The organism is Bremerella cremea (assembly GCF_039541315.1).
In the GTDB taxonomy this organism is placed as follows: domain Bacteria; phylum Planctomycetota; class Planctomycetia; order Pirellulales; family Pirellulaceae; genus Bremerella; species Bremerella cremea.
This window is the reverse complement of the sequence record NZ_BAABFZ010000002.1, coordinates 98,589-124,363: the sequence shown is the minus strand read 5'-3', so window position 1 is coordinate 124,363 and position 25,775 is coordinate 98,589. Positions and strand designations below refer to the sequence as shown.

The following is a 25,775-nucleotide window of genomic DNA, read 5'->3' as shown; positions in this document are numbered from 1 at the left end:
AATTCATGAATCGCTGCCCCAATTTGTGTCACGCCGATATTCCGGCAACGTTCTCTCGGGTATGAATATTTCTGAAACGATACCCAGTGCTCCGATCACACCTTGTTTGCAACGCGCGATATTAAGTGCTTATAAGCAAGATGACATCAGCGATGTAGCAACGCTGGAAATTATTGAAGGGCACCTCAATCAATGTGCATCTTGCAACTACCACTTCGATCAACTCCCTGAAGTAGGACTCCTCGAGCAATTCTTGAAGGATACAACTCCTTCGACGAATTGCGATGCAACCGAAGTCACCCAATCAAACGACGTCTCAGAGTTGCCTTTGAGTGTGCTGGAGTGTGGCAACTGGAACTGGCTCGGGCAGCTTGGTCGGGGAGGAAGTGGCGAGGTCTATCTTTGTCAAAACGTTTCGAGCCGTTCGTTGGAAGCGGTGAAGGTCGTCCGGGCTCCAGCGGATGTCGCTGTCGGCACGATCGACCGGGTCTGTCGCGAGGCACGCCTCACCCAATTGCCCACGCACCCAAACGTTGTGCGAATGCAATCTCCGGTGCGTGTCGGAAGCTTTGTCTTGCTACCGATGCAATTGATTCTGGGCGAGAACCTCGAACAAATTACCCGACGCCTGGGAGGCAAGGTTTCGGTTGAGGTGGCCTGTCATTGGATCGACCAGGGCGTCGAAGCATTGATCTATGCCGCTCAGCAAGGGGTCGTGCATCGCGACATCAAACCGGCGAATTTGATGCTGGGTTACGACGGTGTCGTTCGTCTCCTCGATTTCGGCATGGCGAAGCTCACACCGCTCGACGAGTTAGGAGAGAACACGGTAACCTTCGTGGGAAAGTGTGGGACACCAGGATATCTGGCGCCGGAACAAGCCCTCAGCTTGAAGTCGGCCGATGCCCGCTCGGACCTTTATAGTCTCGGTTGTACTTTCTATCGACTGCTCGCCGGTCATCCTCCCTTCGCAGCGGAAACCGGACATACGAACTTTGATGCTGTCTTGGATGCGCATCAATCGGAGATCCCGCGACCGCTGCATGAAGTCTGCCCGGAGATTCCGGTTCGCTTGAGTGATTTAGTTGCCAGGCTATTAGCCAAGTCTCCGGCAGATCGTTTCGCCTCAGCAGTCGAGTTGCAAAAGGCTCTCAAGAATTGGCGGGAAATTCCAACTCCTCCGCATACCGTTCCCTCGCCGAAAGCCGGGCCGCAGATTCCACCACGGAATCGTGTTTCCACCCTCGTAGCCTTGGCGATGGTAATTGTGGCACTACTCGTTGCCAGCGGAGCCATCCTCAGTATTCAGACCAAGGCGGGCGAAGTGATCCTGCAAACCGACTCGCCGTTCGTGAAGATCACCATCGATGATCGCCCAGTCAAAGCGACCAAGATTGGCGTCAGCGAAGATGGTCTGGAGAAATTAAAGATCACTGCCAGAAGAGGCAAGCATCAGCTGAAGATCGAGAAAGACGGCGTTTCGGTCTGGAGCCAGGAGGTTGATATTGGCGCCGACAATCAGCGACAGTTCACGATCCGCTTAAAACCAGAACCAGTCCCGGAACAGCTTTCGACGGACGACACACCGCCGGTCGTTGAAGCCCCGCAGATGCCTTCCGAGCCTGAACCTCCGAAGGAATTGACGCTTGAAGAAAAGAAAGAGAATCTTCGTAAGCACCTCGTAGCTCACGATTGGCGTTACCGGGATAGCTTGTATCCGCCAGGCGACATTGCCCGCTTCCGCCCCAACGGCAAGTTCCACGATCGCTGGAATTGGAACTACTGGATTCTGGACGATCGCTCATTCCACGTTCAGTTCTGGGATCCTGTCTATAAACCTGAGACTGCCGTACTCTTTGAGTTGAATGAAGACCGCACCGAATTCCGCTCTGAATTTGGCAAGGTAGGCGAGTGGCATGTCGTTACCGGCCGCATGATTCCCCGTGACGAATCGCGTTAAGCTTCCGGTTCACTATCGCGAGTCCATTCAATTCGCCAGGGCCACTGCAAACAAAAGTAGGCCAGCGCCGCGCATGCGGTCGCCATCAGCGACAACGGAAGCTGCAGCGTCTCGAGCCAACCAACTGTGGGTAAGAAGGTCTCCCAGTTCATGACAAAATGAATCGCCCAGATGCCAGTCCCCACCAGCATGCTGATATTCGCAGCGCGGCCGCTGGCCGGTTTGGAATAAAGACCGATCATCATCGGCACAAACAGCCCAACCATTGTCAGCAGGTAAGCCTCTTCGAGCAGCGCGTAGGCACTCTCGCCAAAGAAGGCGAGCACGAGGCTACAGATCGCCACCAACAGTACGGCAACACGGTTGCTGGTCAGCGTATCGATCTTGCCAATTCGCGGAAAGACGTTCTGAGCCAGCACACTTGCAGGCGAAAGGATCGCGCTGTCGATTGTCGAGAGAATCGCCGAAAGAAGTGCCAACAGAAAAATAACGGCAACCACCGGATGCAAGAAGGCATGTGCGAGTGCCGGCAGAATCTTGGTGTTCATATCTTCAGGAAACAGAAGATTTCCGGCCAGGGCCAGCAGCAGCGGAATCGCGCCGAACAGAAGATACATCACGCCGGCGATCAGGCAGGCCCATTTCGCCGTGCGTTCCGATTTCGCGGCGAACACACGCTGCATCAAGTCTTGCCCCGGCAGATTGCCGAGCGCACCAATCGCAAACACTCCGATCCAGCCGATCAAAGTAGCAAACGATTCGGTCGGGATGATCGTGAGCATCTCTGGGTCCGACTCTTGTTGAACCCGGGTCAGGCCAGCCCATGCGTTCCCATTGCCCAGTTCCCATAGCACGACAACTCCCAAAACCAGCAGTCCGCTCAGCACGAGCGAGATTTGGACAGCGTCGGTCAGCGTCACCGACCACATGCCGCCCATCAGCGTGTAGCCCGTTCCGATGATCGCCACGATCACCAGGCCCCAGCCAAAGGGAATCCCAAAGAACAGATTCAGCACTTCCGCCAAGGCCGTAAACTGCGCGGCAATCCAGCCGAAGTAGCTGGGCACGAGAATCAACGACGACAACAATTCCGCCTTCGATCCGAACTTGCGGCGAAAGAAGTCTGGCACGGTGAGAAGTTTCATCCGCCACATCGGCCCAGCCACAAACAGCCCGGCGATCAGCAAACAAAATCCGGCTCCAAAGGGATCGAGCGCCGCGGCACTCAGGCCATCGCTTCTAACTTCGTCGGCAGCCGTCAGCATGGTCCCGGCGCCAAACCAGGTTGCCAGCAAAGTCATCCAAGCCAACGAGAGCGGCAACTTACGGCCGGCGACCAAAAAGTCTTCCGCGTCGTGCACCTGACGTTGGGCATACCAACCGATCGCATACATCGCCACCAGGTAAACAACCAATGTGATGGCCAGCAGCCATTGCAGCGACGGATCGATTTGCATTTACGGACAGCCCTCAGCCTCATGCCAAACGAAAACCGACTTTCTGATGGATCGAAGTCGACGCACGATTTTAGCGAAGGCCACGCCGCTTCATCGATAGCAGAGTGGCCAGGTCACGTTGTGATCGCGCACAAAAAAAGCCGCCAGTTCATTAGAACTGGCGGCCTTTTATTCAGTGTGGGCGGCAGGGATCGAACCTGCAACCTTCGGTTTCGTAGACCGATGCTCTATCCAATTGAGCTACGCCCACAGCGTGTTTCTCGCGGGGAGATTTCCCTTAACAGGGCTTTGTTCCCAACTGAGATCCCAGATTATAGGGAGGCCTCCGCTTGTCGTAAAGACGCCCCCGGCGATCCTGGGTTCATGTTTGCAAAATTTTTGAGCCTGGCACTGTTATTTCCAGGGGATTCGTAACATGTGTCTCAGAAATTACTTCCGCATTTTTCGCCGATACGCGGAGGAAGGGACCTTCAGATTGCAGCGGTCTCCCGCCTCTAAGTCGAGCAGACGTTTCTTTTGCGAAACCCCCTCAGCACTGGTGAAGCCGCCGATCTGATTGCAGGCCGCCACCACACGATGGCAGGGGATAATCAGCGGAATGCGGTTCTTCGACATCGCGGTTCCCACCGCTCGGGCAGCTCCGGCCCGACCCGCCAACCGGGCAAGTTCGCCATACGTGACAACCTCGCCGTAAGGGATTTTCTGGCAAGCTTTCCAAATCCGCCGCTGAAAGTCGGTCCCGGCGCTTAAATCGACCGGAACCTGCGAGAAGTCGATCTGCGTTCCAACCGCATAGTCGATTAGGTCCTGAGCCAATTCCTGCTGGGCAGATGTCAATTTAACTGAGGGGCGTTTAGAGGCACCTTGTTGCTTCGCCTTGGTACGTTTGGGGAGCCAGAGGAAGCGAACCACGAGATCGTCACGCCACTGAATCTCAGCGGGTCCTAAACTTGTTTGCAGCCGAACCGAAATGACCAGCTCGCTGTCTTCTGTCATTATGCCCCTGAATTCGTCCGACATGGGCGTAGTCCTTCACCTTGCACCGCACCTTTGACACTTTTGTGACGGGCATTCTATACTTGAAGATGGTCCGTGCCACTCCTGCCGGCCGATGGACTGCCACGCCAAAAAAAGCACAAGGAGGCTTTGAATGGTTGATATCCGCTCGTTGACCGACGACTTTTACATCAACATGAATCTCAACACGGAGATGGATTTACCGAGCGGGCGAGATACAGTTCTTCATTTCTTCGAGCAGGTCCGCAAACGCTACCCTAAAATGCGTAACTTCTACGCGCGCGATAAAAACGAGTTCGTGCTGGAAGAAGACAAGGATGGGGGAAGCTACCGTTGGACTTCGGTCGAACCGAAACGAATCTTATCGGGACAAGTCAATCCAGCGTCGTTTGAAGAAGCGGTCGAGCAGCACTCGTTTGTCCTCGACCAGGTTCCCTACACGCTGTCGATCAGTCCGCTCGACTGCGAATCGCTCAATGCGATGTATGGCTTCGATTTTACCTACAGCGGCAACCACAACCAATTGGTTGCCGAGGCCCTTGGCCTGCCGCCGGCTTTTGAACGGCTGGTGCAGGGGAACGAGAACCGTCTTATCGGATTCGAGCCAGCCATCCAGTCGACCTTAGACGACGACTGTCGCACGCAGTTCCGCTTAAGCATCGAAACGCGTACCTCGGCCTACCATGTGCGGACCGGAGAGTTTCCGGAAGAGCAGTTGAGCGTCTACCTGACGGTACGTCGCTTTGGCAGTCTCGATGAAGGGGAGAACTACGTCACGGCGTTTCAGCGCTTGCACGATCAAGCGGTTGGATTGCTCGAACAGCATGTGATCGGCAACATTTTAGAGCCGCTCAAGCAGGCGATTACCATTCGGTAACGTCGCCCGCCAATGTCCGGGTTCGACAGGACAGATCTCGCGAATCTTCTCGGCCAGGCCGATCGGTGATTATGGCAACGTCCCGTCGATGAATGTTGCTGGACGTTTCGCGCGGGTGCAGCACGTTAAGATTGGCAGAAAGTTGCCTGAACCTATTCCAGATCGGACTGCTCTGGATAGGGAGGCTCACCCCCTTGGATTTCGTGGAGCGCGTTCTTCGCAGCTCGCTGCTCCGCTTCCTTCTTGTTGGCACCCCATGCCGAAGCATAGCGGGTTCCCTGCAAGATCACAGCGACATTGAAGAACTTGCTATGGTCTGGTCCCTTTTCGGCGACCAGTTCATAGTTGGGCGTCGTACCGAATTCGCGCTGGGCGTATTGCTGCAGCATCGACTTGTAGTTGCTGCCCACTTCGCCCGCCGAGGCCTGCTCGATTTCTTCTTCCAGGGCGACCGCCAGAAACTGGTTGACCTTTTCGTCGCCACCATCCAGGTAAATCGCGGCGATAATCGCCTCGAAGACGTCCGCCAGCAGCGACTTGGGGACCGACTGGGTCGAGGCCATCCCTTTGCCCAGAATTAAAAACGGTTCGAGACCCATCGCTTTGCTGAGCCGGGCACACGTGCTGCGACTGACGACAATCGACTTAATTCGCGTCAGATCGCCTTCCAGGTAATTCGGAAACCGCAGAAAGAGCGCTTCGCAGACGAACTTGCCGAGAATGGCATCGCCGAGGAATTCGAGCCGTTCATTGCTTCCCAGGCGATGATTCGCACCCGAAGCATGCGTCAACGCGGACTGCAGAAGGTCTCGATTTTGAAAGGTGTATCCGAGTTTAAGTTCGCACTCGGAGAGCTGATCTTCACCGGTAGCCGGCGAGTCTTGGCCTCGTAGCATGATCGAACGGATCCATTTTCTGGCGTTCGATATTTTCTTCGTTTCGTTGGGATCGCATGAAAAGAGTCCAGCAAAACGAAGGAAATACCCAACTATTTGTAAGTATTGATATGTAGAAACTACTTTCAGGGGGCGGGAAAGTCAATCGCCTTTCCACTATAGTCCTTACCAGGCAGGAAATGGCACCCCAAAACGGGGCAACCTCTGTCAGATGCCTCACTTGGCATCCCTCCCATCCGATGGGCAGTTCAGTAAGATAGTACCTGATATCGACGAAAGCGTGGCACTTTCGGTCAATTGTTCCAAGGACACCTATGATTAACACGCTCTACCTGCCCGAACTGCGCGAGATGCTGGTCGAGAACGATGCCGCTGGCCTCCGCGAGTTTTGCACCGCTCTCCATCCCGCTCGCACCGCCGAGTTTATGGAAGGCTTGACGCCTGAAGAAGCGTGGAGCGTCCTGGATCATGCCGATCTGAACTTGCAGGGGGAAATCCTTTCCTATTTTGACTACCACCGGCAAGCCGAGATGCTCGAGTCTCGGCCTCCCGAATCGGTCGCTCCGGTGGTCGCCACGATGTCCGCCGACGACCAGGTCGACCTTCTGGGCGAAGTCGAAGAAGAGACAGCCGAGCAAATTTTGGCCTGTTTCTCGGTCGACGACCGTCGCGACGTGCTGCGGCTCTCGAATTATGCCGAAGGAACCGCCGGTGCGATCATGACCACCGAAATGGCCCGACTCAGCGAGAACCTCACCGCCCGCGAAGCCCTGCAAGAGTTGACCAATCAGGCCGAGAACCTCGAGACGATCTATTACTTGTACGTCGTCGACGAGCATGGCAGTCTGCACGGGGTGGTATCGACTCGCGATATTGTCTCGGCACTTAGCAAGAAGCAGAAGCGTCTGAGCGAGATCATGGAGACCGAAGTCATCCACGCCAATGTGATGGATGACCAGGAAGAAGTCTTGCGGAAGATGGCCGACTACGACCTTCTGGCCATTCCGGTGGTCGACGAAGAGTTGCGACTGGTCGGGATTATTACGCACGACGATATTCTCGACGTCGTGGTGGAAGAAGCGGCCGAAGACGCGTACCGCGCGGCGGCGGTCGAGCCTCTGGAAGAAACCTATCTGCGTACGTCGGTGCTGACCCTCAGTCGCAAACGGGGTGTCTGGCTGGCAGTGCTGTTCGTGGGGGCGTTCATGACGACGTTTGCCCTGGAACAATTCGAAGAGGACTTGGCTCGGATTCCGTGGCTGGTGATCTTTATCCCGCTTGTCATTTCGACCGGAGGGAACTCAGGCAATCAATCGGCCACGCTCGTGATTACGGCGCTCAACAAGGGAGAAGCCAGTGTCCGGGACTGGTGGATCATCATGCGTCGCGAGCTGGCGATGGGCTTGATCCTGGGATTGATCATGGCAGGATTGGGCCTCGTGTTGGCCCTGTTTAAATCACCGTCCGCATATGCAGCGCTGGTCGTACCGTCGACATTGGTGCTGGTGGTGATCGCGGGAACCTTGATTGGTTCGATGCTGCCGCTGATGTTTAAGAAGATTGGCCTCGACCCGGCCTTGATGAGCAACCCGTTTGTCGCGGGGCTGATTGACCTTCTAGGGATTGTGATCTACCTGAAGGTCGCGTTGCTGCTCGTTGGATAGAAGCGACGTTAAACGTCAATCAGCGGGTGGCCGACATACATCTGCAGAATCTGGCTTTGCACTTTGATCGCGCGGATCAGCACCCAGATCTGGTCGGGCGAGAACTTGCGCGGATCGGAATGCGCGAGCTCGTCCAGCTCGTCGGTCATGGCTGCGTGCTGATCGGTAGCCGCTTGCAGACGCAAGCCCATCTCCTGCCAGGCGGCAGTCAACAGCTTGTCATCTTCCAAATCTTTTAAGTCGGTGACCGAGTTCGATAACAACAAACAAAGCCGCGCCACATCGCGAGGTTCAGCGTTTGGCTGCATGCGTTCGATGCGACCGGCGAGTTCCTGGCAAGACATGCTCATGGCAGACCTACATGGGAGTAACGGCGATTCGATAAGGCTAAGGTGAAAAGTGGTTTTAGCGACTGGCTAAGACCCGCCTTTTCAATCTTTTCCAGTCACACAAACGTAGCTCAAAATAAAAAGCCAACCATAGACTTGAGTCATTTCACGGGGCCCCGTACGAGTTTTTCGTACCGGCCAGCGAGTTTATCCGCATAACCGGAAATGCCGAATTGTTCGATCCGTTGCCTTGCTTTCGCTCCGACCAAATCGCGCAGTTTCGCCGAGTGATATAGCTTGACGATCGCCTCGGCCATCGCCTGGGGATCGTCGGGAGGCACCAGAATGGCCTCCTCCCTGGGGAACATCTCGCGGGTCCCTCCGACGTCGGTCGCTACGATGGGGACTCCACACGCCGCCCCTTCAATCAAGACACGGCCCCAAGGCTCTTGTCGAGCCGCGTGCACCAGCACGTTCGCTTCTTGCAAGATCTGGATCGGATGATGCGTTCGTCCCCGAAACCGAATCCGCGAAATCATCCCAACCGTTTCAACCCAACGTCGCTGCTGAGCGACGTACTGCAGCGCCTCGTCCTTTTCGGAATGACATTCGCCATACAGATTGAGCGCGACGTCGGCACCCGCTTCAACCGCCAGCCGGACGCTTTCCAGCAGCGTGTCGATCCCTTTCCGCATCACCAACTGCCCGATGTAGACCAACTGCAGTGGCCGCTGGTCAGGACGGGACGCAGGAGGAGAGAATTGCTGGAGGTCGATTCCATTGTGCAGTACGCGCGAGTTCTCTTCGCGAAGCCCTTGTCGCAGGTGATGCTCGCGGGTCGCGGTCGACACGCAGTAGATCTCGTCCAGCGCCGAGATATCTTTGACGACGCGGCGATTCAGCTTGATGATGTCCCGCAGATGGCCGACGAAGTGGCAACCATCAGGTCGCTGGCACGGCCCTAGAATGCGCGAGACCGAAAGACTGTTGGCATGCACGATATCGGCTTGCCACGCTGGGATCGTCGCGTTCAGTTGGTCGCGCAGCACTTCCAGCGGCAGACGTTTGCCTTCGGCATCGGTCCAGGTAAAAGGGACGTGCCGCACCTGTTGCCGGGCCAATTGCCGCGACAGCAGACTTTCGCCCGGGCACGCCACGGCAACATCGAAGCCGCGGCGTTTTATTTCTTCCAGTCCAGCCAGCATCGAGTTCTCGCCGCCATAGATCGTTCCGTACTCGCAGAGATAGACGACCAAAGGCATGGCGACGAAAGGTACTGGATGCGAACGTTTCTTACAGAAGACCGTAAGCGGTCAGGACTTCACGCAGACGCTTCTCGCCGTTCTCGCACAGTGGCGTCATCGGCAAGCGCAGTTCGCCCGAGTCGCGACCGAGCATCTTCATGGCGATCTTGATCGGAATCGGGTTGGTCGACAGACCGAGCAGTTCGCGGCAGAGCGTGAAGAGCTTGAAGTGCATCTTCTGGGCTTCGGCGAAGTCGCCAGCGGCAGCCGCACGCACCAGGCTGAGCATGTCGCCAGGAACGATGTTACTGACCACCGAGATCACCCCTTCGCCGCCGATCGCCATCAGAGGCAAGGTCAGGCTGTCGTCGCCGCTGAGCAAGGTCAGGTCGGTCAATTCCAGTATCTGCGAAGCCTGATCAAGCGAACCGGTCGCTTCTTTGACCAGTTGGATCTGTTCCAGTTCGGCCAGACGAGCGATCGTTTCTGGATCGACGTTCTTGCCGGTGCGGCCAGGAATGTTGTAGACGCAGATAGGAATGCCGGCGTCTTCCGCCAACGCCTTGAAGTGCTGGTAAAAGCCTTCCTGGGTCGGCTTGTTGTAGTAAGGAGCGACAACCAAGGCGCCGTCGGCACCTTCCTTCGCGGCCCAGCGGGTCAGCTTCAACGCTTCGCGAGTGCTGTTCGAACCGGTGCCTGGCATCACCTTCGCGCGGCCAGCGACCGTTTCGATCACGGCGCTGATGACACGTTCGTGTTCATCGTGCGAAAGGGTAGGGGATTCACCCGTAGTTCCGACGGGGCACAAGCACTGCACGCCGGCTTCAATTTGGAATTCGACCTGTTTTTTCAGCAGGTTGTAGTCCACCAGGTCTCCCTGGAAGGGAGTCGTGATTGCTACCGAAACGCCTGCGAATTGACTGCCTTTTCGTGCCATGTCGAATTACCAAAAGCTGAAATAAAACCAAACAACGGAGGACCGAAAGGTCCGTAACAGACCGGCCTATAATACGATAGGACCGGCCCCTTCGCCAGTGCCGCTCAAAGGGCCACCAAACGTTTCATTTCGGCGACTGCATCGCGAAAACCGACGAAAACGGCCCGTGAAACGATGCTGTGCCCGATGTTCAGCTCGGCCATTTCTGGAATCTGGGCGATTGGCTGAACATTCGTATAAGTCAGACCATGCCCGGCCAGCACCTGCATGCCGGCCGCATGAATTTGTTCGGCTGCCTGAATGAGCCGGGTGAGTTCCTTTTCCTGCTCGGCTCCACCATGCAAAGCGTATTGGCCGGTGTGCAGTTCGACCGCCTCGGCCCCCAATTTGGCGGCCATTTCGATCTGCTTCGGTTCTGGGTCAAGGAACAAACTGATCGAGATCCCGGCGTCGCGGAGCTGCCCGATTGCCTTGGCGACCGAAGCTTCATGGCTCACCACATCCAGGCCACCCTCGGTGGTGACTTCTTCGCGGCGTTCTGGAACGAGGGTTGCCTGATCTGGCTTGACGCGGCATGCGATGTCGACCACATCGGCCTCGGTGGCCAGTTCCAGGTTCAGTTTGACCTTCACGGTCTGCCGCATCACTTCCAAATCGCGATCCTGGATATGACGGCGGTCTTCTCGCAGGTGCAGCGTGATGCAATCGGCGCCCCCCAGTTCGGCGAGGGCGGCGGCCCAGACCGGGTCAGGTTCATTCGTCTTGCGAGCCTGGCGAATCGTCGCCACGTGGTCGATGTTGACGCCCAAATGAGGCATGGACTTGAGATCCTCTCTTCTGCGTTCTAGCCGTCGGTCGAAGCCCACTCGAGCTGGGCACCGTGGTTGTTCGGCTCGGAAATTTCGAGATGCATTTCGTGTTCAGAATACCGCTCATGCAAATGGGTGCAAAGTGCCTGAGCCTGGTCGATATCTTCGCAGATACCGAATATGGTCGGCCCCCACGAACTTTGCCCCACCCCGGCGATGCCAAAGGCACGCATCCGCTGGACAAGTTCCGTGCACGTTGGGTTCGCGTAGCGGCCCCCCTGGACCGAACCATAGCAGTCGCCGGCGAGGCATCCATACTCATAAACGGCCTCGCCAAACCGGTCGATCTCGGCGGTTTCCAGCCCTGGGATCATTTCCCCTTCGATCAATTGCCGCAAGCGACTGGTTGTGGGGGGCGGAACCGGATCGAGCTGCCGGAAGCTCTCTTCTTCGTCGTGACCATGGCGACCGTGGATCTTCTGCTGCGTTGCCAGAACAATCCGCCACGACTCAGGCACGTCGCCGCGATAGGCAAGATCTGGAAACTCTTCTTGCTGGTGCCCTGTTTCAAACAGGAAGCCACCCTGCAGAAAGCCATAGCAGCCAATGGCTGATCGTTTCGCGCGACCGACCGTATCGACCAGGCTTGGCAAGTCAGGCAGTGGGTGCTGCGTCAGCTTCGATAATAAGGTCCCGATCGCCAGACCAAGCTGCGTTCCGCATCCCAGTCCAACATGGTCGCGAAGTTCGCCCCGGGTGCTTAGCCGCACGGTTGGCAATTTCTTCAGGGTCGCTTGCTGCCAAAGCTGGGCGAATGCTTCGATCCGCGATGCCAGCGGCCCGTTGGCCACGAACTTCGGCGAGAAGCTGGCGTGAACCTCCAGCCCCGGTCGCTGTATCATCATTCCCACGCCCCCGAACGAAGCGTCGTCGCTATCGAAGTTCAGCAGCCCGAAGTGCAGGCGCGAACCGACAGTCAACTTCGCCAATAGCGGCGAATAGGCATCGGCCAGTGGTGATGGTTTGAGTAGCGACATTTCCCCAGTCTACCGCAGAGGGCGGCCTACGACGATTCCTGCTTCGCGGCCAGCCGTTGATCGATCGTCTTTCGTAGAAACTCCCAGGCCCGAAGTTCACTCTCGCCGCCGGTTTTCTCGACCCAGGGCGTCAGCATGGCGATTTCCGCCTCAATCTCTTCCGCAGGCAGCAAATGAACGCGGGTCGCCAGAATGGCCAGCTCCAGCACAGCGTGCTTGGCCCGATTCAGACCGAAGTAATCACGCAGTTTGCCGGAAGATTCCACCGCACAAATCAGCGAGGCCCGTTCGCCGTCCGTTTCAACCTCGACTGCTTCCAGGGCATACCAGCGGCAAGCTCCCGACAGAACGTGGATGCCGGTGGGCATCTCGCTGACAAACGACGGCGGCGTATGCAAGTCGCCCACGGCGGCTTGCGCGATCATCTCGACATCGTCGGTCACATGAAAAGTGGCCCGTCGCGTCCGCAGCAAGTTTTCGTAAGTCCGCGAGCCAGGGAAGGGACGGAGTTGAAACCGCGTGAAGTCATCGTTCACCCGCGGCCCCATCGGCGCGACATTCACCGTGCCGTCGGCGTTTTCGGTGGTGAGCATCCCTTCGATGATTCGTAGTGGCGCCTCGTTCACGACTCCTGGCTCCAGTAATAGTCGCGATCGGTCAGCAGCGATCCGCCTGGGGTGACAATCTTCGGCATCGCACTGCCAACATCGGATGCCGGAGTCTGACCGGCAAGCCGCAAGAAGTTGGCCAGCATCGCGTAGCCGTGATCGGTCAGCACCGACTCGGGATGAAACTGAACGCCCACCAACGGCCACTCGACGTGCGAGACCGCCATGATGGTGCCGTCTTCCGTTTCCGCATCGATTCGCAGGCAATCGGGAAGCGATGAGCGTTCGGCCACAAGCGAATGATATCGGCCAACCGAAAATGGCGAGGGAAGCCCGGCGAACAGCTTTGCTTCGTCATGGGTAATTGGCGACGAGCGACCATGCATGGGTGCCGTGGCCCGGACGACGTCGCCACCCAATGCGGCGAAAATCGCTTGATGCCCCAGGCAGACCCCCAAAATTGGAACCGTGGCTCCCAGTTGCCGCACCACATCCAGGCAGATGCCTGATTCGTTCGGAGTGCAGGGCCCCGGGGAAAGGACGATCGCGTCAGGCTTCAGCGACTTAATCTCTTCCAGCGTGATCGCATCGTTGCGGCGCACGACCGTCTTCTGCCCAAGCTGGCGGAAGTATCGCGCCAGGTTATGCACAAAGCTATCGTAGTTGTCGATTACCAAGATCATTCGTCATGCACCGCGTGGAGAAGGCCGAGTGCTTTATGCCACGTTTCCTCGTATTCCCGCAAGGGGTCCGAATCAGCAACAATCCCGCCGCCCACAGGGAACTGCCACCAGCCAGCCGAAGCGACGATCGTCCGGATCAAGATGTTCCAGTCGATGGTGCCGTCGAAGCCAATGTACCCCAGCGAACCGCAATAGGGGCCGCGAGCCGTAGGTTCCAGCTCTGCAATAATCTCCATCGCCCGGATCTTCGGTGCCCCGGTGATCGATCCGCCTGGGAAGATCGCTTTGAGGATCTCGCGCACGCCGACCTCATCTTGCAATCGGCCGACGATGATCGAGACCAGGTGCTGCACGGTCTGATAGGTTTCGAGCCCGCACAAGCTGGTTACTTCCACGCTGTCGTCCTGACAGATTCGCGACAGATCGTTTCGCAGCAGATCGACAATCATCACGTTCTCGGCCCGGTCTTTCTCGCTGCGGACCAGCTCATCCGCCCAGAACATATCGAGCGCTGGTCGACCGCTGCGGCGACGAGTTCCTTTGATCGGACGCGATTCAATCCAACGATCACGAACCGAGATAAACCGTTCCGGTGAAGCCGAGACAATCTGCCCCATGCCAAAGTCGTAGTAGCCAGCGAACGGGGCAGGGTTCTTTTCTCGTAATCTCAGGTACAGCTCGGCCGCGCCGGTCTTTGCTTCCATGATCAAGCGCTGCGATAAGTTTACCTGGAAGATGTCGCCGGCGTGGATGTACTCGACCGACTTGGCCACCGCCGCGAGATAATCCTCTTTACTGAAGTTGCTCATCACGCCTGGTTGCTCCGCGCAGGCAAAGCAAGGAGCAAGCTCGGTTGCGGGTACGACTCGGCCGGTTTCGTTGCCAGAAAGAGGGACCGGATCAGCTTCCAGGCGAGCGGTCACTTCCGCCGCACGTTCTCTGGCAGCCGCTTCCCGTTTCGCCGGATCACTTTCCGGAAAGCCGGTCGCAATGATCCAGGCCTTTTGCTCGGCATGGTCCCAGCAAATCACCCAGTCGTAGACACCAAACGACAATAGCGGCAGATGAAACTCGTTGAAGCGCGTCTCTGGCACGACCTCGAATGCGCGATTCAGGTCGTACGAGAAGTAACCGGCGACACCGCCTTGAAACGGCGGCAAGCCTTCCAGTGTTTCAAGACGGAACGAAGCTTCCAGTTCGCTGAGTCGCGCCAGCGAATTCTCGATTTGCTGCGGACCTGCCTGAATCGTTTCGACCGGATCGGCCGTCAGAAAACTGTACCGTCCCAGGTTCGCGTCGCTGCGGGCACTATCGAGCCACAACACATGCGGCAGATGGGCCAGGCGCGCGAACACTTCGCTCGGCGTCCATTTCGCGTCGAGCTCGATCGCAAACGGTTTTCCAAGCGTCCTAACTTCGTTCATCATTCTTCTCAGATCGTTCGCGATCGGGCCGATCTTTATGCAAATTGATTCGGTGCGAAACTTCTTCGTGCGTCAGATAGCCCCAGTCGAGGGCTTCGTCCTGGCGATATTGCTTCCCCAGGTGCATCGCGGTCATCGCTTTGCATAGCTCGTACCCAAGATAAAACGCGTGCGACGGACTCAAGTTCGTCGGCTTGGTTTCGTCCAGCTTCTCGAACAACGCCAGCGGATCGGTATCGGTCAGATGCATTCCACTGGCAACCAGATGCAGAAGCTGCTGGGCAACGAAGATGCGATAGTTCTGATCTTTGATCTCGCCAGGCAGTCGCGCAAGCTCCTCTTCGGTCGGTTCGGTGACTTTGGCATCACGCAGCGTGACCAGCCGGGGCTCGATTCGCTTCGGCAGCGTCCGATGGTTGAGGGCATACCGCATCAAGCGTCGCGCGAGGTCGCATTCTCGCACGCTCGTTTGGGCCCAGTTGATTACCTGAGTGGTCAGCACGCTGCGAATGCCCAGCTCCTGGCAGATCCCCAGTAGCATGACATTCAGCCCGGCTGAATCGACGTCGGTCAGTTCCGTGAGGTTGCCGATGCCCATCATCATTTCGACTTCAGGGTACCGACGCCGGGTCTCGTAATAACGGACGATGCTTTCCGTGAAGCCGAATGAAATCGGTTCGAGGATCGGGTCCAAGCGAAACGGCACATTCCGCTGGGCAAGAAATTCGATCGTTTCATCGAACCCGCTCAGCGATTTCGGATCGTCCGGGATGACGACCACTTCGCAGCCCCAGTCGGCCGCATGCTGACGATTACTTGAATTCACCGACAACACAAGCGAAGCGCCCGCCGCCACGGCCGGAGCGATCTCGCGTGGTTCAAGGCTATCGACCGAAACCTGAAAGCCTTCGTCAACCAACGCTTGGACACACTCGGCCACTCCGATCCAGATAGCACCAGGATCGCAGCCGATATCGATCCGATCGGCTCCAGCTTGCTTCAGCCGACGAGCTTCTTCGAGAATCTGCGCAAGCGTAAAGCTGGGCGCGTGATTGATCTCGGCGATGATCTCGACATCGTATTCACCATAATCATCCGCCAGCGTTGGCTGATCGAACCAATCTGGTAACAGCCGCAGGTCTTTCGGCCCGCGAACGACCGGCAACTTGGCGACCGCTTCAATTTCGCTCAGATCACCTCGACAGTAACCGGTGACCATCACCTCGGTAGCGGCCTCAGGCACTTCGATCCGTTTGGCAACCCAGGTCGTCGTCATCAGCGCGGCGACGGTGATGTTGAGGACCTGGACGCTGTAGTCGAAGCCTGCCCGAGGCGCGAGCTCGCTCAGCAAGCTCCGCAGCGAAGCTTCAGCCAACTTCCCGGTAACGAAATGGATATGGCGGTCGGCCATGGCCTGCTTACGACTCCTTGCCAGGGCGTGGCGAATGACCACCATGGTTGAAGCCGCCGTTGACTGGCAAGACTTGTCCGTTGATGAATCGCGCCGCCGGCGATGCAAGGTAAGCGACAGCCGCGGCAATGTCTTCCGGCAGGCCCCAAGTGCCGACTAGCGATTCGCGCTGGGCGCGGGATTGCCAGTACTCGGACGAGTTCTCTCCCCAGGCGGTTTGAATCCAGCCCGGGGCGACGCAGTTCACGCGAACATCTGGAGCGAGCGACTTGGCCAGGCTCTTCGAGAAGGCCATGATTGCTCCTTTCGAGACAGCGAACATCTCGCCACTGTCACCTTCCATCCCATGGTCGGCCTGATCCCAGCCAATATTGATGATGGCACTGCCGGGCCGCGTTCGCATTTGCTGGCCAAGTGTCCGGGCAATTCGGACGGTCGAGACCACATCGATCCGATAAACGAGCTCTAACTTTTCTTCAAACGAGAGGCTGGCGTTCGCGCCGGTCAGCACATCGACCCCGGCGTTATTTACCAAAATGTCCACGCCCCCCTGGGCCTCCCACGCCTTTTGGCAGAAGCGATCTTGATGGTTGGGATCGGCAAAATCTTCGAAAATCAGCGAGACTTCGATTCGATCGTTCAGCGATTGCGCCAGATTCGCGGTCTCGCGCAGGCCATGGTCGTTGGACCTCGTGTGAAGAATAAGAGAGGCCCCCTGGGACGCAAGTTGCAGGGCAATTGCCCGACCGATTCCGCTGGCTGCACCGGTTACGGCGGCAACTTTTCCTGAAAGGCCAAACTCATACGGAACGGGTTCCCGCGGCGTTTGCATCGTGGATCCTGACTTGATTACACCTGGAAGCTACCCGCATTGTATATTGTCGATAGGCAACGCGGGATGCCGGACTGACTGCCGTAACGACGATATGATGGGCACCAGATCAGGCATCCCACCATCGATGGACACCCCTCGCAGCGAAGACAACGGCCATGGCGGACCAGATTTTCGGGCAGTTGAAGACGACCACGTTCGTCTTTCGTGGCTACAACGTCACCAATCTGGGGAGAACGCACCAACTTCTCAACCACCCACGATTTGGCGGCTACGTCGCGCGCCGACTCGATCAATGTGGCAAGATCGCCGCCGATGTGATCCATCGTCCCGTCGATCTACTGCACCGGGTGAGCCACAACGAAGAGACGACGCTCGAGTCGTATGCCGACGCCATCGCCTTGATCGTCGGAGCTGAAATGGCCCAAGTCGATATTCTGGAAAACGAATACGGCGTGCAGTTCGATCGAGCCCAATATTTAATGGGCTACAGCCTGGGCGAACTAACCGCGCTGGTCGCGGCGAAGTGCCTGTCGCTGGAAGACGCCCTGACGATTCCCCTTGCGCTATCGGCCGATATCGCTAAGCTGGCACCGACGTGCACGCTGGCCGTGCTGTTCTGCCGTCGCAAAACGCTAAGTGCGACGCTCGTGCATCGCGTCTGCCAAGAGGTGAGTGCCGAAGGGAACGGGCTGGTCGGTATCTCGGCAGTGCTTTCCCCCAACTCGCTGATCGTCATCGGAGAAGCCGATTCTGCTACGCGCGTTCAGCAGCGACTTTCCGGAATGCTTTCTGATCGGGTTCACCTGAAGAAGAATCCCAATCGCTGGCCTCCGATGCATACGCCGATCGTGTGGCGCGAGCACATCACGTCGCGAGCTTCGCTTTTGATGAGCAAGATGAAGAGCGGCTTCACCGCGCCCAAGCCACCGGTCCTTTCGCTGGTGACCGGAGCGTGCAGTTACACCGACAGCAACGTCCGCGACTTGATCTGCCAATGGGTCGACAAGCCGCAGAACCTCTGGCAAGCCGTTTATCACACGTTAAGTAGCGGCACGGAACGCTTGATCCACCTGGGACCGGAACCGAACATTATTCCAGCGACCTATAGCCGACTGGCGGAAAACGTCGAGGCCCAGGTCAAAGCGAGCCTCAGCACGCGAGCCCTCTCGACGCTCGTGTACCGTCCTTGGCTGCATTCACTGATTGGTGAGCGGGCCTACTTGATGCGGGCCCCATCGATCCAGCAAACTGTTCTGGAAGATTGGTTGCTGGACCATAACAATTAAGTCCCAACCTACGGCTGCGTTGCCAGTCGATAGCAAGCGGCCTCTTCGGCGTTACGAACCAGCAGCAGATCGCCGTAGATGCAAAGCGGGTTCCAGGTCGGCGCGACTTCACTGGAAAGCGCTTTGATGCGTCCCAGTTCGGTGTACTTGTCAGCGGCCGTATCGACCAGAGCGAGGTTCCCTTCTTCCCCCATCACCAGCAGTTGATCCCCGACCAGCAAGACCTGGCCATGGCCAAAGCCGCGTTTGCGCCAGGCGGGACGTTTCTCGCCGATGGTAACTTTCTCGAGGATCCCGTCGTCGATGCCAAACACATCGTTGCCTTGGATTGCGACGTTGGTGAATTTGGTCTTCAGCACGCGCTGGTTTTGCCAAGTCACTTCGACGTCGAACTTGTCGCCATCTTTCTTCACTTCAAACGTCTGGGCCCCTTCGGTATACCCCTTCGAGACGAAGAACTTGTTGTCTCCGAGCGAATGAACCTGCGAGCAGGTCGCCGCACCGTTGGAACTGCCAGGCCAATCCAACGACCAAAGCTCTTTGCCGGTGGTTGGCTCGTGACCGGTGATGGTCGCTTCGTTGATGCTGATGATCTGGTCTTCGCCATCGATCTGGGCAACCAGTGGCGAAGCGTAACTGACCTGATGATGGCCACCTTCCCAGACGGTCTCGCCGGTTGCGGCATCGAAAGCGACGATCGAAGTCATCGCTTCCGGCTTACTCGCATCAGGACCACCAGCAGGAATGATCACAACGTTCCGGCCATCGATTTCGTAAGCCAACGGACTTTGCGAACGTCCCCAGGCAATATTGCCCCCTTCGACATCGGGCGACACGCCATACATCTCTAGCAGGTCGTGCTGCCAGACGATTTCGCCTGACTTTTGATCAAGGCAACGGAAGACTCCGGTTGCCCCCAAAGCGTAAACCTTGCCGTCGAGCAGAAGCGGCGTGCAGCGAGGTCCGACGTAACCCATCACGGTTTCGTGCCGGGCCTGGATCGGGGTTCCCCAGATCGGCTTGCCAGTTTCCATGTCGTAGCAACTGACCAGTTCTTCGTCGCCACGTTGTTCCATCGTATAGATGCGACCATCGAGGGCGGCGAAACCAGACCAGCCAGCACCGATCGGCACACGCCACAGTTCTTCGGGCGGATTGGCCTGCCAGTCGGGGTTCAGCTTCGGACCATCGACTTCGCTATTTCGGTTCGGACCAAGGAACTGCGGGAACGCTTTCGGGTCGTCGGCAACTTTCACGGTCGCATCTGCCGCGACTTCTTGGTCTTCGGCAGTCAAGCCACCCAATCGCTGATCTGGGGCGAGGCCGAAGCGATATCCAAACCGCGGGATCATGTTGCCGGAGACCCCTTGAATTTCAAACACCACAAAGAACATCACCACACCCAGCACGATAACCGTGATCGGTGTATAGCGGACGATGCGGGAATAAGCGCTGCCGAACGTCAACCACATCAGCGGAATGAAGATTGCAAAGAACCCGCCGATCAGCACCATCAAATTGCAGACCGCTTGATCGCGCAAGATGGGAACCACGTCGTAGACATCGGCCAGAACGCCATCGCCGAGGGTGCGTCCAAAGAACCCGATCAGGGCGACCACAATCGCGACGATGGTAGCCAACAGGTTTCGCGGAGGTGGCAAATATCGCGGCTCGCGTTGGGGCCTGGTTTCTTCCGCTGGCTGCGAAGGTTCGGAATTCGGTTGTTGGCTGCTCATGACATTCTCGTCCCTAGAAAAGTTCCGCCTGATCTTGCCGTTTCAGTATAGCGATTGCGTCCGGTATGAAACCGTCAGACTAGCGAACTTTTCCTATTCATCACGAACCCATCGCGCATGAAAATGGGAAAGCGGCGACGCTTTCCCTTGGTTTCGTATACTGGCTCACATTCCTGGGCTTAGTGTCCGAATTGAACATCCCAGTGAACGCCGGGTCGCGGACGACAGTGGCGGTAGTGATGATGGTGCCAGTCTGGGCCCCAATACGGACCATAGTGATGTTCTTCAACGATCACCGTTCGCGGTGCAGGCGCGGTCACCACTTCGACAGGTGGGTTTTGCATGGTGCTGATCACCACGTCGCTGACACCGTTATTCTTCAGGAAGATCAAGTCGCCAGCGGAAGGAATCTGAGCCATACCGTGTCGACGAATGTGCGTCGTAATCACCTGATCGCTGAGACCAGCTTTGCTCATCGCAATGACGTCGTCGTAGGTTGTTTGTCCTTCGAGCGTCCGTCCCAGTCGTTGTTGAAACAATGCCTGGTTACGTGCTTCGACGTCGTCCATGTGGGCACCGACGGCTGAACCAGCTGTGGCTCCGACCAAGCCACCAATGATCGCACCCCCGGCCGTATGACCCGAAGCACTACCGATGGCGGCACCTGCCAGCGCACCGGTACCGGCACCAACAAGTCCGAGTTGATCTTGATGATACGGCGAACGGCATCCAAGCGAGCATGCCGAGACGATGGTGACAACCAGAATGAATGGCGCAACTTGGCGCATGAGTTCCTCCTTGAACGACATCGTGCTTCCTTAAGTATCGTCCAGGTTGCCCGCGCGGCGCTACTCAAAAAACACGTCGCGGAATGATGCCAATTTCGGCTATATCAGTCAATGCAGATTGCCAGCACGCTAGCAAGCCCCGCAATTCGGGCCGCCATGCCAACGCTAGCACTACTTCATGGGGGCCATTTGCTGACGCATCTTGTCCCACTTTTCGAACGCCGCGGCCCGTTGCTCCTCGGTCGAGAACCCGATCGAGCGAATGTTGTAGAGATAGTTCGGATCGGTGGTGATGCGAGGAAAACCGAAGTCTTTCGGATCTTCGCCAGCCAAGTGCAGCACGGCCACCAAAGCGACATCTTTCAGCAGCGTGGTGAATTGATCGCCTTGGACCGATGGCAACGTCACCTTGGTGTCGTCTTTCAGATACTTGTCCAGAAAGTCGATGTCTTCTCGGTCGCCCAGTTTGGCAATCGCCAGCATCGAGTACATCATCTGCTGCGTCACGTTTACCGAGCTGAACTGGCCGAAGCTATTTGGGCTGGCACGTTTGGTCAGCAGTTCCCGAGCCAGCAGTCGGCCGCTCTTGATTCCTTCCCGCAGACAGGTCGTCAGCACGATGTACTGCATCTCTTCCGTGAAGCGGGTCTCTTTCATGTTTTCCAACAGCCACGAGTCGAAGACGCTCAGCAGCGGAGCACTTCGCTCGGGGTCTTGCAGACTGGCCGTGATTTGCGGAGCCGCCAGCAGGAATTGAATCTGCGTCATCGATGGGAGCGAGATCCGAATGTCAGTGTACGACGTCGCATGCAACATGGCGGCGGCACTCCCTTCGGTGATCTGCGTCTGGCCCGGACCATACAGTTCTTCGCGCAGCTTGTTGGCTCGCTGAAAGACCATGTAGTCGATTGTCTGGGGACGCGTTTCCATCGCCACCAGCAAGCCCCATTGGCTCTCGAGCATGCCGACATATAGCTTGCGGGTTTCGGTCGTATCGCCATGCCGCTCTCGGAAACGCTTCCATCCTGGCAAGTCGACCTCTGGCTGCTTGGCAATAAAGTCCTGGAAGCTCTTTCGGCGGAACTGATCGGAAAGGATCTCGTACAGCGAGTTGGCTCGCAGGCGGATCTCTGGGTCGGGCGAGGTTCGGGCCTCTTGCAGCAGCGGTAAGATCTCGCGGCCGCGCTGCATGATCTCGGTTTCGGCCTGCTCGCGAAGCAGAAATTCATCGGCGCCAAGCTTCTCGATCAACTGCTCGGCGGTCACCTTTGGCGCCGCCTGGTCGGGAGCATCAGACGGTTCGGCTGCGGAAACCATCCCAGAGCCCAGGATGGCGATTCCCCAAACGAGGCTGAGCGAAGCGAATGGCAGCGTCGATTTCCCAGGCAAATCACGGCTCCTGGCGGGCGGGACGAAAGGATTGCTAGCTAAAAACAGACTCTCTATTGTAGTGGTCGAGAGCCCGATGCGTCTACGAATAGTTTATCAGGCCAATTTTGCAAGGTGGGTAACTTTCGCTCCGACCGTTACGATTGTTCCGACTTCTACCGAAAATCTCGGGAACGGTGATGCAAATTTCCCATGGTCGTGGCTAAATCTTCCAGCCGCCGAACCACGACGTGGATCACCTTGTTGACCCGTTCGAGCTTCCCCTGGGCGATGAACGACGTCGCATGTCGGGCCACCTGATCGAATCTCTGCCAGACATGGGTATGGATCACCAGGTTCGCCGTGCCGGTTTCGTCCTCGATGGTGACGAAGGTGATTCCCTTGGCCGTACTGGGACGTTGCCGGATCAGAATCAGCCCGGCGACCTTCACCAGCTTGTCGTGCGGATGGGTCGCCAGTTGCTCTGATCGCAGCACTCCGAGCTGATCCAACCGCTCGCGATAGAACGAAATCGGATGCTGCCGCAAGGTGAGCCCGGTCGAAAGATAGTCGGCGTACACTTCCTCGCGTTCGGACAAGCTGGGCAGCGACGATGCCTCTTCGCGCTCGCCCCAACCCAATCCCAGCAGCGGCTTCTGCGTGGTGTCTTGCGGCGCGTCGAGGGCATCCCATAAAGCCTTCCGTCGATCGAGTCGCATCGAGCCAAAGGCATCGGCCCGCGCGAGTGCTTCGATCGCCCCTCGATCGATACCGGTCCGCAGCGAGACATCTTCAATCGAACGATAGGGGGAAGATCGCTGGGCCAACACTTGCCGCGCCGCCAGCTCTTTCAGCCCCCGCACCATGCGCAGCCCGAGCCGCAGCGCCAACGAGAACTTCCCGGCAACCTCGGCCGGAACGCGTTCGAGCGTGCAGTCCCAGTCGCTTAGGTTGACATCGACCGGGCGGACCTCGACGCCATGATCGCGGGCATCACGAATCAACTGGGCCGGAGCATAGAACCCCATCGGCTGACTGTTGATCAACGCGGCGGTGAAGATCGCATGGTGATAACATTTCAGCCATGCCGAGACATACACCAGGTTGGCGAAGCTGGCGGCGTGCGACTCAGGAAAGCCATACTCGCCGAACCCTCGAATCTGGTTGAACAGTCGTTCGGCGAACTCGGCGCTGTGGCCATTCTCGCGCATGCCGACCATCAACTTGCGACGGAACGTATCGATAATGCCCGGGCGACGCCAGCCTCCCATCGCCCGCCGCAACTGATCGGCTTCCCCGGGAGTAAACCCTGCCGCGGCGACCGCCAACTGCATCGCTTGCTCTTGAAACAGCGGCACGCCCAAGGTCCGCTCCAAAACGCTTCGCAGTTGTGGCGTGGGGCAAGTATCGGCGAGTTCCTGTTCGAGCTGTTCGCGATCCATGTCGCGACGTCGCAGGTAAGGATGCACCATGTCCCCTTGGATCGGCCCTGGCCGAACGATCGCGACTTCAATCACCAGATCGTAAAAGCAGTTGGGACGCAGCCGCGGCAACATGCTCATCTGGGCCCGGCTTTCAATCTGAAAGACCCCCATCGTGTCGGCGTCGGAGATCATCTGATAGACCACCGGATCGTTCGCTTCGCGAAAATCGGTCAGCTTCTTTTGTTCGCCATACTGCTCGTTCAAAAAGGTAAAGGCCCGGCGAATCGCGGTCAGCATCCCCAACGACAAACAATCGACCTTCAAGATCCCTAACTCGTCGAGATCGTCTTTGTCCCACTGAATCACCGTGCGGTCGGTCATCGCGCCGTTTTCAATCGGGACCAGTTCGCACAAGGCTCCTTGAGTGATGACCAGCCCGCCGACATGCTGCGACAGATGCCGAGGGAAGCCGATCAGGTCGCGGACCAGCAGCAGCAGTTGCCGCCCCAGCCGCGACTTGGGATCGATGCCGACCTGCTCGAACCGCAGCGAAAGCAATTCTTCGTCGAGCCGGTGATCGATGTTCTTGGCCAGCGTGTCGATCCGATCGAGCGACAAGCCGAGCGCCTTGCCGACATCGCGAACCGCCGAACGGGGACGATAGGTCACCACCACCGCCGTCATGCCGGCGCGTTCTCGGCCATACTTTTCGTAAACGTACTGAATGACTTCTTCGCGACGTTCGTGCTCGAAGTCGACGTCGATATCCGGGGCTTCGTTCCGTTCGCGACTGATGAATCGCTCGAACAACAGTTGCGTCGACAAAGGATCGACCGCGGTCACACCGAGGCAGAAACAAACCGCCGAGTTCGCCGCCGAGCCGCGGCCTTGATACAAAATCCCTCGGCTTCGCGCGAAACGCACCAGGTCGTACACCGTTAGAAAGAAGGCCTCGTAATGCAGCGACTCAATCAGTTCCAGCTCGTGCCTCAAGGCATCGCGGACCTTCTGCGGAACCTGCTGTCCGTAATGATGCCGTGCCCCTTCCCACGCCAGGCGGCGTAAGTACTGCATCGGGGTTTCTCCCTGGGGAGCCAACTCGCGCGGGTACTCGTACCGCAGTTCGTCGAGCGAAAACTGGCACTGCTCGGCCACCCACATTGTCCGGCGGATCGCTTCGGGAACCATCGCGAACAAGCTTTGCACTTCTTCAAGCGGTCGCAGGTGACGCTGGGCGTTGGGTAGCAGCTCGTCTTCTAATTGGGCAACGGTCGCTCCGACGCGGGTCGCCGTCAACACATGCTGAAGGACCATCCGATCGGGGACGTGATACAGTACGTTGCCGGAGGCAACCAGCGGAATCTGGGCCTTGCGCGAGAGCTCTTGCAGTTGCGCCAGTCGCTGCTGGTCGTCCGTTCCCAGATAGAGTTCGGCCAGCAGGCTGCAACGTTCACCGAACATCTCGGAGAAGGGAGCCAGATCGCGGGCCGCGCAAAGATTCCCTTGCCAGTCCGGCACCACCAAGGCCAGCAAACCGTGATGATGTTCGGCCAGATCCGCCAGGCTCAAACGACATTCCCCCTTGGGCGCCTGACGACGGCCAAGCGTGATCAAGCGTGCCAGTCGACCATAGGCGGCGCGATCGGTTGCCAGCAGAACGACCGTCGGGGCATCTTCCAAAGTCACCTCAGCCCCGACCAGCAGCTTGATGCCAGCCAGCTTGGCGGCGGCATGGGCTCGGACCACGCCGGCCAGGGTGTTGCGGTCGGCCACGGCAATCGCTCGATAGCCAAGCCTGGCGGCCTGATTGACCAGTTCGTCGGCGTGCGAGGCTCCTTCGAGAAACGAGAAGTTCGTTTTGCAGCGGACCTCGGCATAGGGAAAGATAGGCGCCGCCCAGGCATCGCTGGCGAGGGCTTGTTCTGGCTCACGTTTATCGTAAACAGGCGTGTCAGGCATCGCGTTTCTTCCTGAAACTGATGGTG

The 25,775-nt window shown here is 57.7% G+C and carries 21 protein-coding genes and 1 tRNA gene; 4 read left to right on the top strand and 18 right to left on the bottom strand.

Going from position 1 to position 25,775, the window contains the following annotated elements:
* The first annotated feature begins 61 nt into the window (after nt 1-61).
* The gene (locus ABD890_RS01280) at nt 62-1,960 is read left to right on the top strand and encodes a serine/threonine protein kinase (protein ID WP_345084791.1); all 1,899 of its coding nucleotides are present in this window, start codon (nt 62-64) and stop codon (nt 1,958-1,960) included.
* Here the strand turns inward: ABD890_RS01280 and ABD890_RS01275 are convergent.
* The 3 genes from ABD890_RS01275 to ABD890_RS01265 form a co-directional block, all read right to left on the bottom strand.
* Entirely contained in the window at nt 1,957-3,417 is a 1,461-nt protein-coding gene (locus ABD890_RS01275; protein ID WP_345084789.1) for a high affinity choline transporter 1, read from the bottom strand. The two genes, ABD890_RS01280 and ABD890_RS01275, sit on opposite strands and share 4 nt — an antisense overlap.
* Before the next feature lie 176 nt (nt 3,418-3,593).
* Nucleotides 3,594-3,667, bottom strand: a tRNA-Arg gene (locus ABD890_RS01270).
* Nucleotides 3,668-3,846: 179 nt separating this feature from the next.
* On the bottom strand, nt 3,847-4,413 hold the full coding sequence (locus ABD890_RS01265) for a methylated-DNA--[protein]-cysteine S-methyltransferase (protein WP_345084786.1): 567 nt from the start codon (nt 4,411-4,413) through the stop codon (nt 3,847-3,849).
* Nucleotides 4,414-4,567: 154 nt separating this feature from the next.
* On the opposite strand from ABD890_RS01265, the gene ABD890_RS01260 reads away from it, so the two are divergent.
* The gene (locus tag ABD890_RS01260; protein ID WP_345084783.1) at nt 4,568-5,311 is read left to right on the top strand and encodes a hypothetical protein; all 744 of its coding nucleotides are present in this window, start codon (nt 4,568-4,570) and stop codon (nt 5,309-5,311) included.
* 152 nt (nt 5,312-5,463) lie between these two features.
* Here ABD890_RS01260 and rnc read toward each other — a convergent pair whose 3' ends face one another.
* On the bottom strand, nt 5,464-6,207 hold the full coding sequence (rnc, locus tag ABD890_RS01255) for a ribonuclease III (RefSeq protein ID WP_345084780.1): 744 nt from the start codon (nt 6,205-6,207) through the stop codon (nt 5,464-5,466).
* Between the two features lie 314 nt (nt 6,208-6,521).
* Between rnc and mgtE the strand changes: the two genes are divergently transcribed.
* The gene (gene mgtE / locus ABD890_RS01250) at nt 6,522-7,871 is read left to right on the top strand and encodes a magnesium transporter (RefSeq protein ID WP_345084777.1); all 1,350 of its coding nucleotides are present in this window, start codon (nt 6,522-6,524) and stop codon (nt 7,869-7,871) included.
* 8 nt (nt 7,872-7,879) lie between these two features.
* Here the strand turns inward: mgtE and ABD890_RS01245 are convergent, their stop codons facing one another.
* The 10 genes from ABD890_RS01245 to ABD890_RS01200 all read right to left on the bottom strand — a co-directional run bounded on the left by ABD890_RS01245 (nt 7,880) and on the right by ABD890_RS01200 (nt 17,185).
* Nucleotides 7,880-8,221, bottom strand: a complete 342-nt coding sequence (locus ABD890_RS01245) for a hypothetical protein (protein WP_345084775.1) — start codon at nt 8,219-8,221, stop codon at nt 7,880-7,882.
* Nucleotides 8,222-8,361: 140 nt separating this feature from the next.
* The gene (locus tag ABD890_RS01240) at nt 8,362-9,462 is read right to left on the bottom strand and encodes a glycosyltransferase family 4 protein (protein ID WP_345084772.1); all 1,101 of its coding nucleotides are present in this window, start codon (nt 9,460-9,462) and stop codon (nt 8,362-8,364) included.
* Between the two features lie 31 nt (nt 9,463-9,493).
* Complete coding sequence (gene dapA, locus ABD890_RS01235; protein ID WP_345084769.1) at nt 9,494-10,381, bottom strand: 4-hydroxy-tetrahydrodipicolinate synthase; 888 nt, start codon at nt 10,379-10,381, stop codon at nt 9,494-9,496.
* A gap of 104 nt (nt 10,382-10,485) precedes the next feature.
* On the bottom strand, nt 10,486-11,199 hold the full coding sequence (locus ABD890_RS01230) for a pyridoxine 5'-phosphate synthase (RefSeq protein WP_345084766.1): 714 nt from the start codon (nt 11,197-11,199) through the stop codon (nt 10,486-10,488).
* Nucleotides 11,200-11,225: 26 nt separating this feature from the next.
* Nucleotides 11,226-12,227, bottom strand: a complete 1,002-nt coding sequence (locus tag ABD890_RS01225; protein WP_345084763.1) for a hypothetical protein — start codon at nt 12,225-12,227, stop codon at nt 11,226-11,228.
* Between the two features lie 26 nt (nt 12,228-12,253).
* On the bottom strand, nt 12,254-12,853 hold the full coding sequence (locus ABD890_RS01220; RefSeq protein WP_345084761.1) for a DUF447 domain-containing protein: 600 nt from the start codon (nt 12,851-12,853) through the stop codon (nt 12,254-12,256).
* Nucleotides 12,850-13,518 carry an anthranilate synthase component II gene (locus ABD890_RS01215; protein WP_345084758.1) on the bottom strand — a complete coding sequence of 223 codons (669 nt, stop codon included), beginning with the start codon at nt 13,516-13,518 and terminating at the stop codon, nt 12,850-12,852. The genes ABD890_RS01220 and ABD890_RS01215 overlap by 4 nt, the downstream gene beginning before the upstream one ends.
* Complete coding sequence (locus tag ABD890_RS01210; RefSeq protein WP_345084755.1) at nt 13,515-14,945, bottom strand: anthranilate synthase component I family protein; 1,431 nt, start codon at nt 14,943-14,945, stop codon at nt 13,515-13,517. The genes ABD890_RS01215 and ABD890_RS01210 overlap by 4 nt, the downstream gene beginning before the upstream one ends.
* Nucleotides 14,929-16,353, bottom strand: coding sequence for a DUF6513 domain-containing protein (locus tag ABD890_RS01205; protein ID WP_345084752.1), 1,425 nt, complete (start codon nt 16,351-16,353; stop codon nt 14,929-14,931). Before ABD890_RS01205 ends, ABD890_RS01210 begins: the two co-directional genes overlap by 17 nt.
* 7 nt (nt 16,354-16,360) lie before the next feature.
* A complete protein-coding gene (locus ABD890_RS01200; RefSeq protein ID WP_345084748.1) occupies nt 16,361-17,185 on the bottom strand; it encodes an SDR family NAD(P)-dependent oxidoreductase in 825 nt (274 codons plus the stop codon).
* 158 nt (nt 17,186-17,343) lie between these two features.
* Between ABD890_RS01200 and ABD890_RS01195 the strand changes: the two genes are divergently transcribed.
* Nucleotides 17,344-18,474 (top strand): hypothetical protein, encoded by a 1,131-nt coding sequence (locus tag ABD890_RS01195; protein WP_345084745.1) that lies wholly within the window; start codon nt 17,344-17,346, stop codon nt 18,472-18,474.
* Between the two features lie 8 nt (nt 18,475-18,482).
* Here ABD890_RS01195 and ABD890_RS01190 read toward each other — a convergent pair whose 3' ends face one another.
* The 4 genes from ABD890_RS01190 to ABD890_RS01175 form a co-directional block, all read right to left on the bottom strand.
* Nucleotides 18,483-20,210, bottom strand: a complete 1,728-nt coding sequence (locus tag ABD890_RS01190) for an outer membrane protein assembly factor BamB family protein (RefSeq protein WP_345084742.1) — start codon at nt 20,208-20,210, stop codon at nt 18,483-18,485.
* A gap of 179 nt (nt 20,211-20,389) precedes the next feature.
* On the bottom strand, nt 20,390-20,998 hold the full coding sequence (locus tag ABD890_RS01185) for a glycine zipper domain-containing protein (RefSeq protein ID WP_345084739.1): 609 nt from the start codon (nt 20,996-20,998) through the stop codon (nt 20,390-20,392).
* A gap of 171 nt (nt 20,999-21,169) precedes the next feature.
* Complete coding sequence (locus tag ABD890_RS01180) at nt 21,170-22,387, bottom strand: hypothetical protein (protein ID WP_345084736.1); 1,218 nt, start codon at nt 22,385-22,387, stop codon at nt 21,170-21,172.
* A gap of 155 nt (nt 22,388-22,542) precedes the next feature.
* Nucleotides 22,543-25,749: an error-prone DNA polymerase gene (locus ABD890_RS01175; protein ID WP_345084733.1), complete on the bottom strand. Its 3,207-nt coding sequence runs from the start codon at nt 25,747-25,749 to the stop codon at nt 22,543-22,545.
* Nucleotides 25,750-25,775: the final 26 nt, after the last annotated feature.

Bases quoted from the DNA above. Each gene is read 5' to 3' on its own strand.
- ABD890_RS01280 (WP_345084791.1), top strand. From the start codon at position 62: ATGAATATTTCTGAAACGATACCCAGTGCTCCGATCACACCTTGTTTG.
- ABD890_RS01260 (WP_345084783.1), top strand. From the start codon at position 4,568: ATGGTTGATATCCGCTCGTTGACCGACGACTTTTACATCAACATGAAT.
- ABD890_RS01240 (WP_345084772.1), bottom strand. From the start codon at position 9,462: ATGCCTTTGGTCGTCTATCTCTGCGAGTACGGAACGATCTATGGCGGC.
- ABD890_RS01210 (WP_345084755.1), bottom strand. From the start codon at position 14,945: ATGATGAACGAAGTTAGGACGCTTGGAAAACCGTTTGCGATCGAGCTC.
- ABD890_RS01200 (WP_345084748.1), bottom strand. From the start codon at position 17,185: ATGCAAACGCCGCGGGAACCCGTTCCGTATGAGTTTGGCCTTTCAGGA.
- rnc (WP_345084780.1), bottom strand. From the start codon at position 6,207: ATGCTACGAGGCCAAGACTCGCCGGCTACCGGTGAAGATCAGCTCTCC.
- ABD890_RS01215 (WP_345084758.1), bottom strand. From the start codon at position 13,518: ATGATCTTGGTAATCGACAACTACGATAGCTTTGTGCATAACCTGGCG.
- ABD890_RS01190 (WP_345084742.1), bottom strand. From the start codon at position 20,210: ATGAGCAGCCAACAACCGAATTCCGAACCTTCGCAGCCAGCGGAAGAA.
- ABD890_RS01225 (WP_345084763.1), bottom strand. From the start codon at position 12,227: ATGTCGCTACTCAAACCATCACCACTGGCCGATGCCTATTCGCCGCTA.
- ABD890_RS01175 (WP_345084733.1), bottom strand. From the start codon at position 25,749: ATGCCTGACACGCCTGTTTACGATAAACGTGAGCCAGAACAAGCCCTC.
- dapA (WP_345084769.1), bottom strand. From the start codon at position 10,381: ATGGCACGAAAAGGCAGTCAATTCGCAGGCGTTTCGGTAGCAATCACG.
- ABD890_RS01205 (WP_345084752.1), bottom strand. From the start codon at position 16,353: ATGGCCGACCGCCATATCCATTTCGTTACCGGGAAGTTGGCTGAAGCT.
- ABD890_RS01230 (WP_345084766.1), bottom strand. From the start codon at position 11,199: ATGCCTCATTTGGGCGTCAACATCGACCACGTGGCGACGATTCGCCAG.
- ABD890_RS01265 (WP_345084786.1), bottom strand. From the start codon at position 4,413: ATGACAGAAGACAGCGAGCTGGTCATTTCGGTTCGGCTGCAAACAAGT.
- ABD890_RS01275 (WP_345084789.1), bottom strand. From the start codon at position 3,417: ATGCAAATCGATCCGTCGCTGCAATGGCTGCTGGCCATCACATTGGTT.
- ABD890_RS01245 (WP_345084775.1), bottom strand. From the start codon at position 8,221: ATGAGCATGTCTTGCCAGGAACTCGCCGGTCGCATCGAACGCATGCAG.
- ABD890_RS01195 (WP_345084745.1), top strand. From the start codon at position 17,344: ATGGCGGACCAGATTTTCGGGCAGTTGAAGACGACCACGTTCGTCTTT.
- mgtE (WP_345084777.1), top strand. From the start codon at position 6,522: ATGATTAACACGCTCTACCTGCCCGAACTGCGCGAGATGCTGGTCGAG.
- ABD890_RS01185 (WP_345084739.1), bottom strand. From the start codon at position 20,998: ATGCGCCAAGTTGCGCCATTCATTCTGGTTGTCACCATCGTCTCGGCA.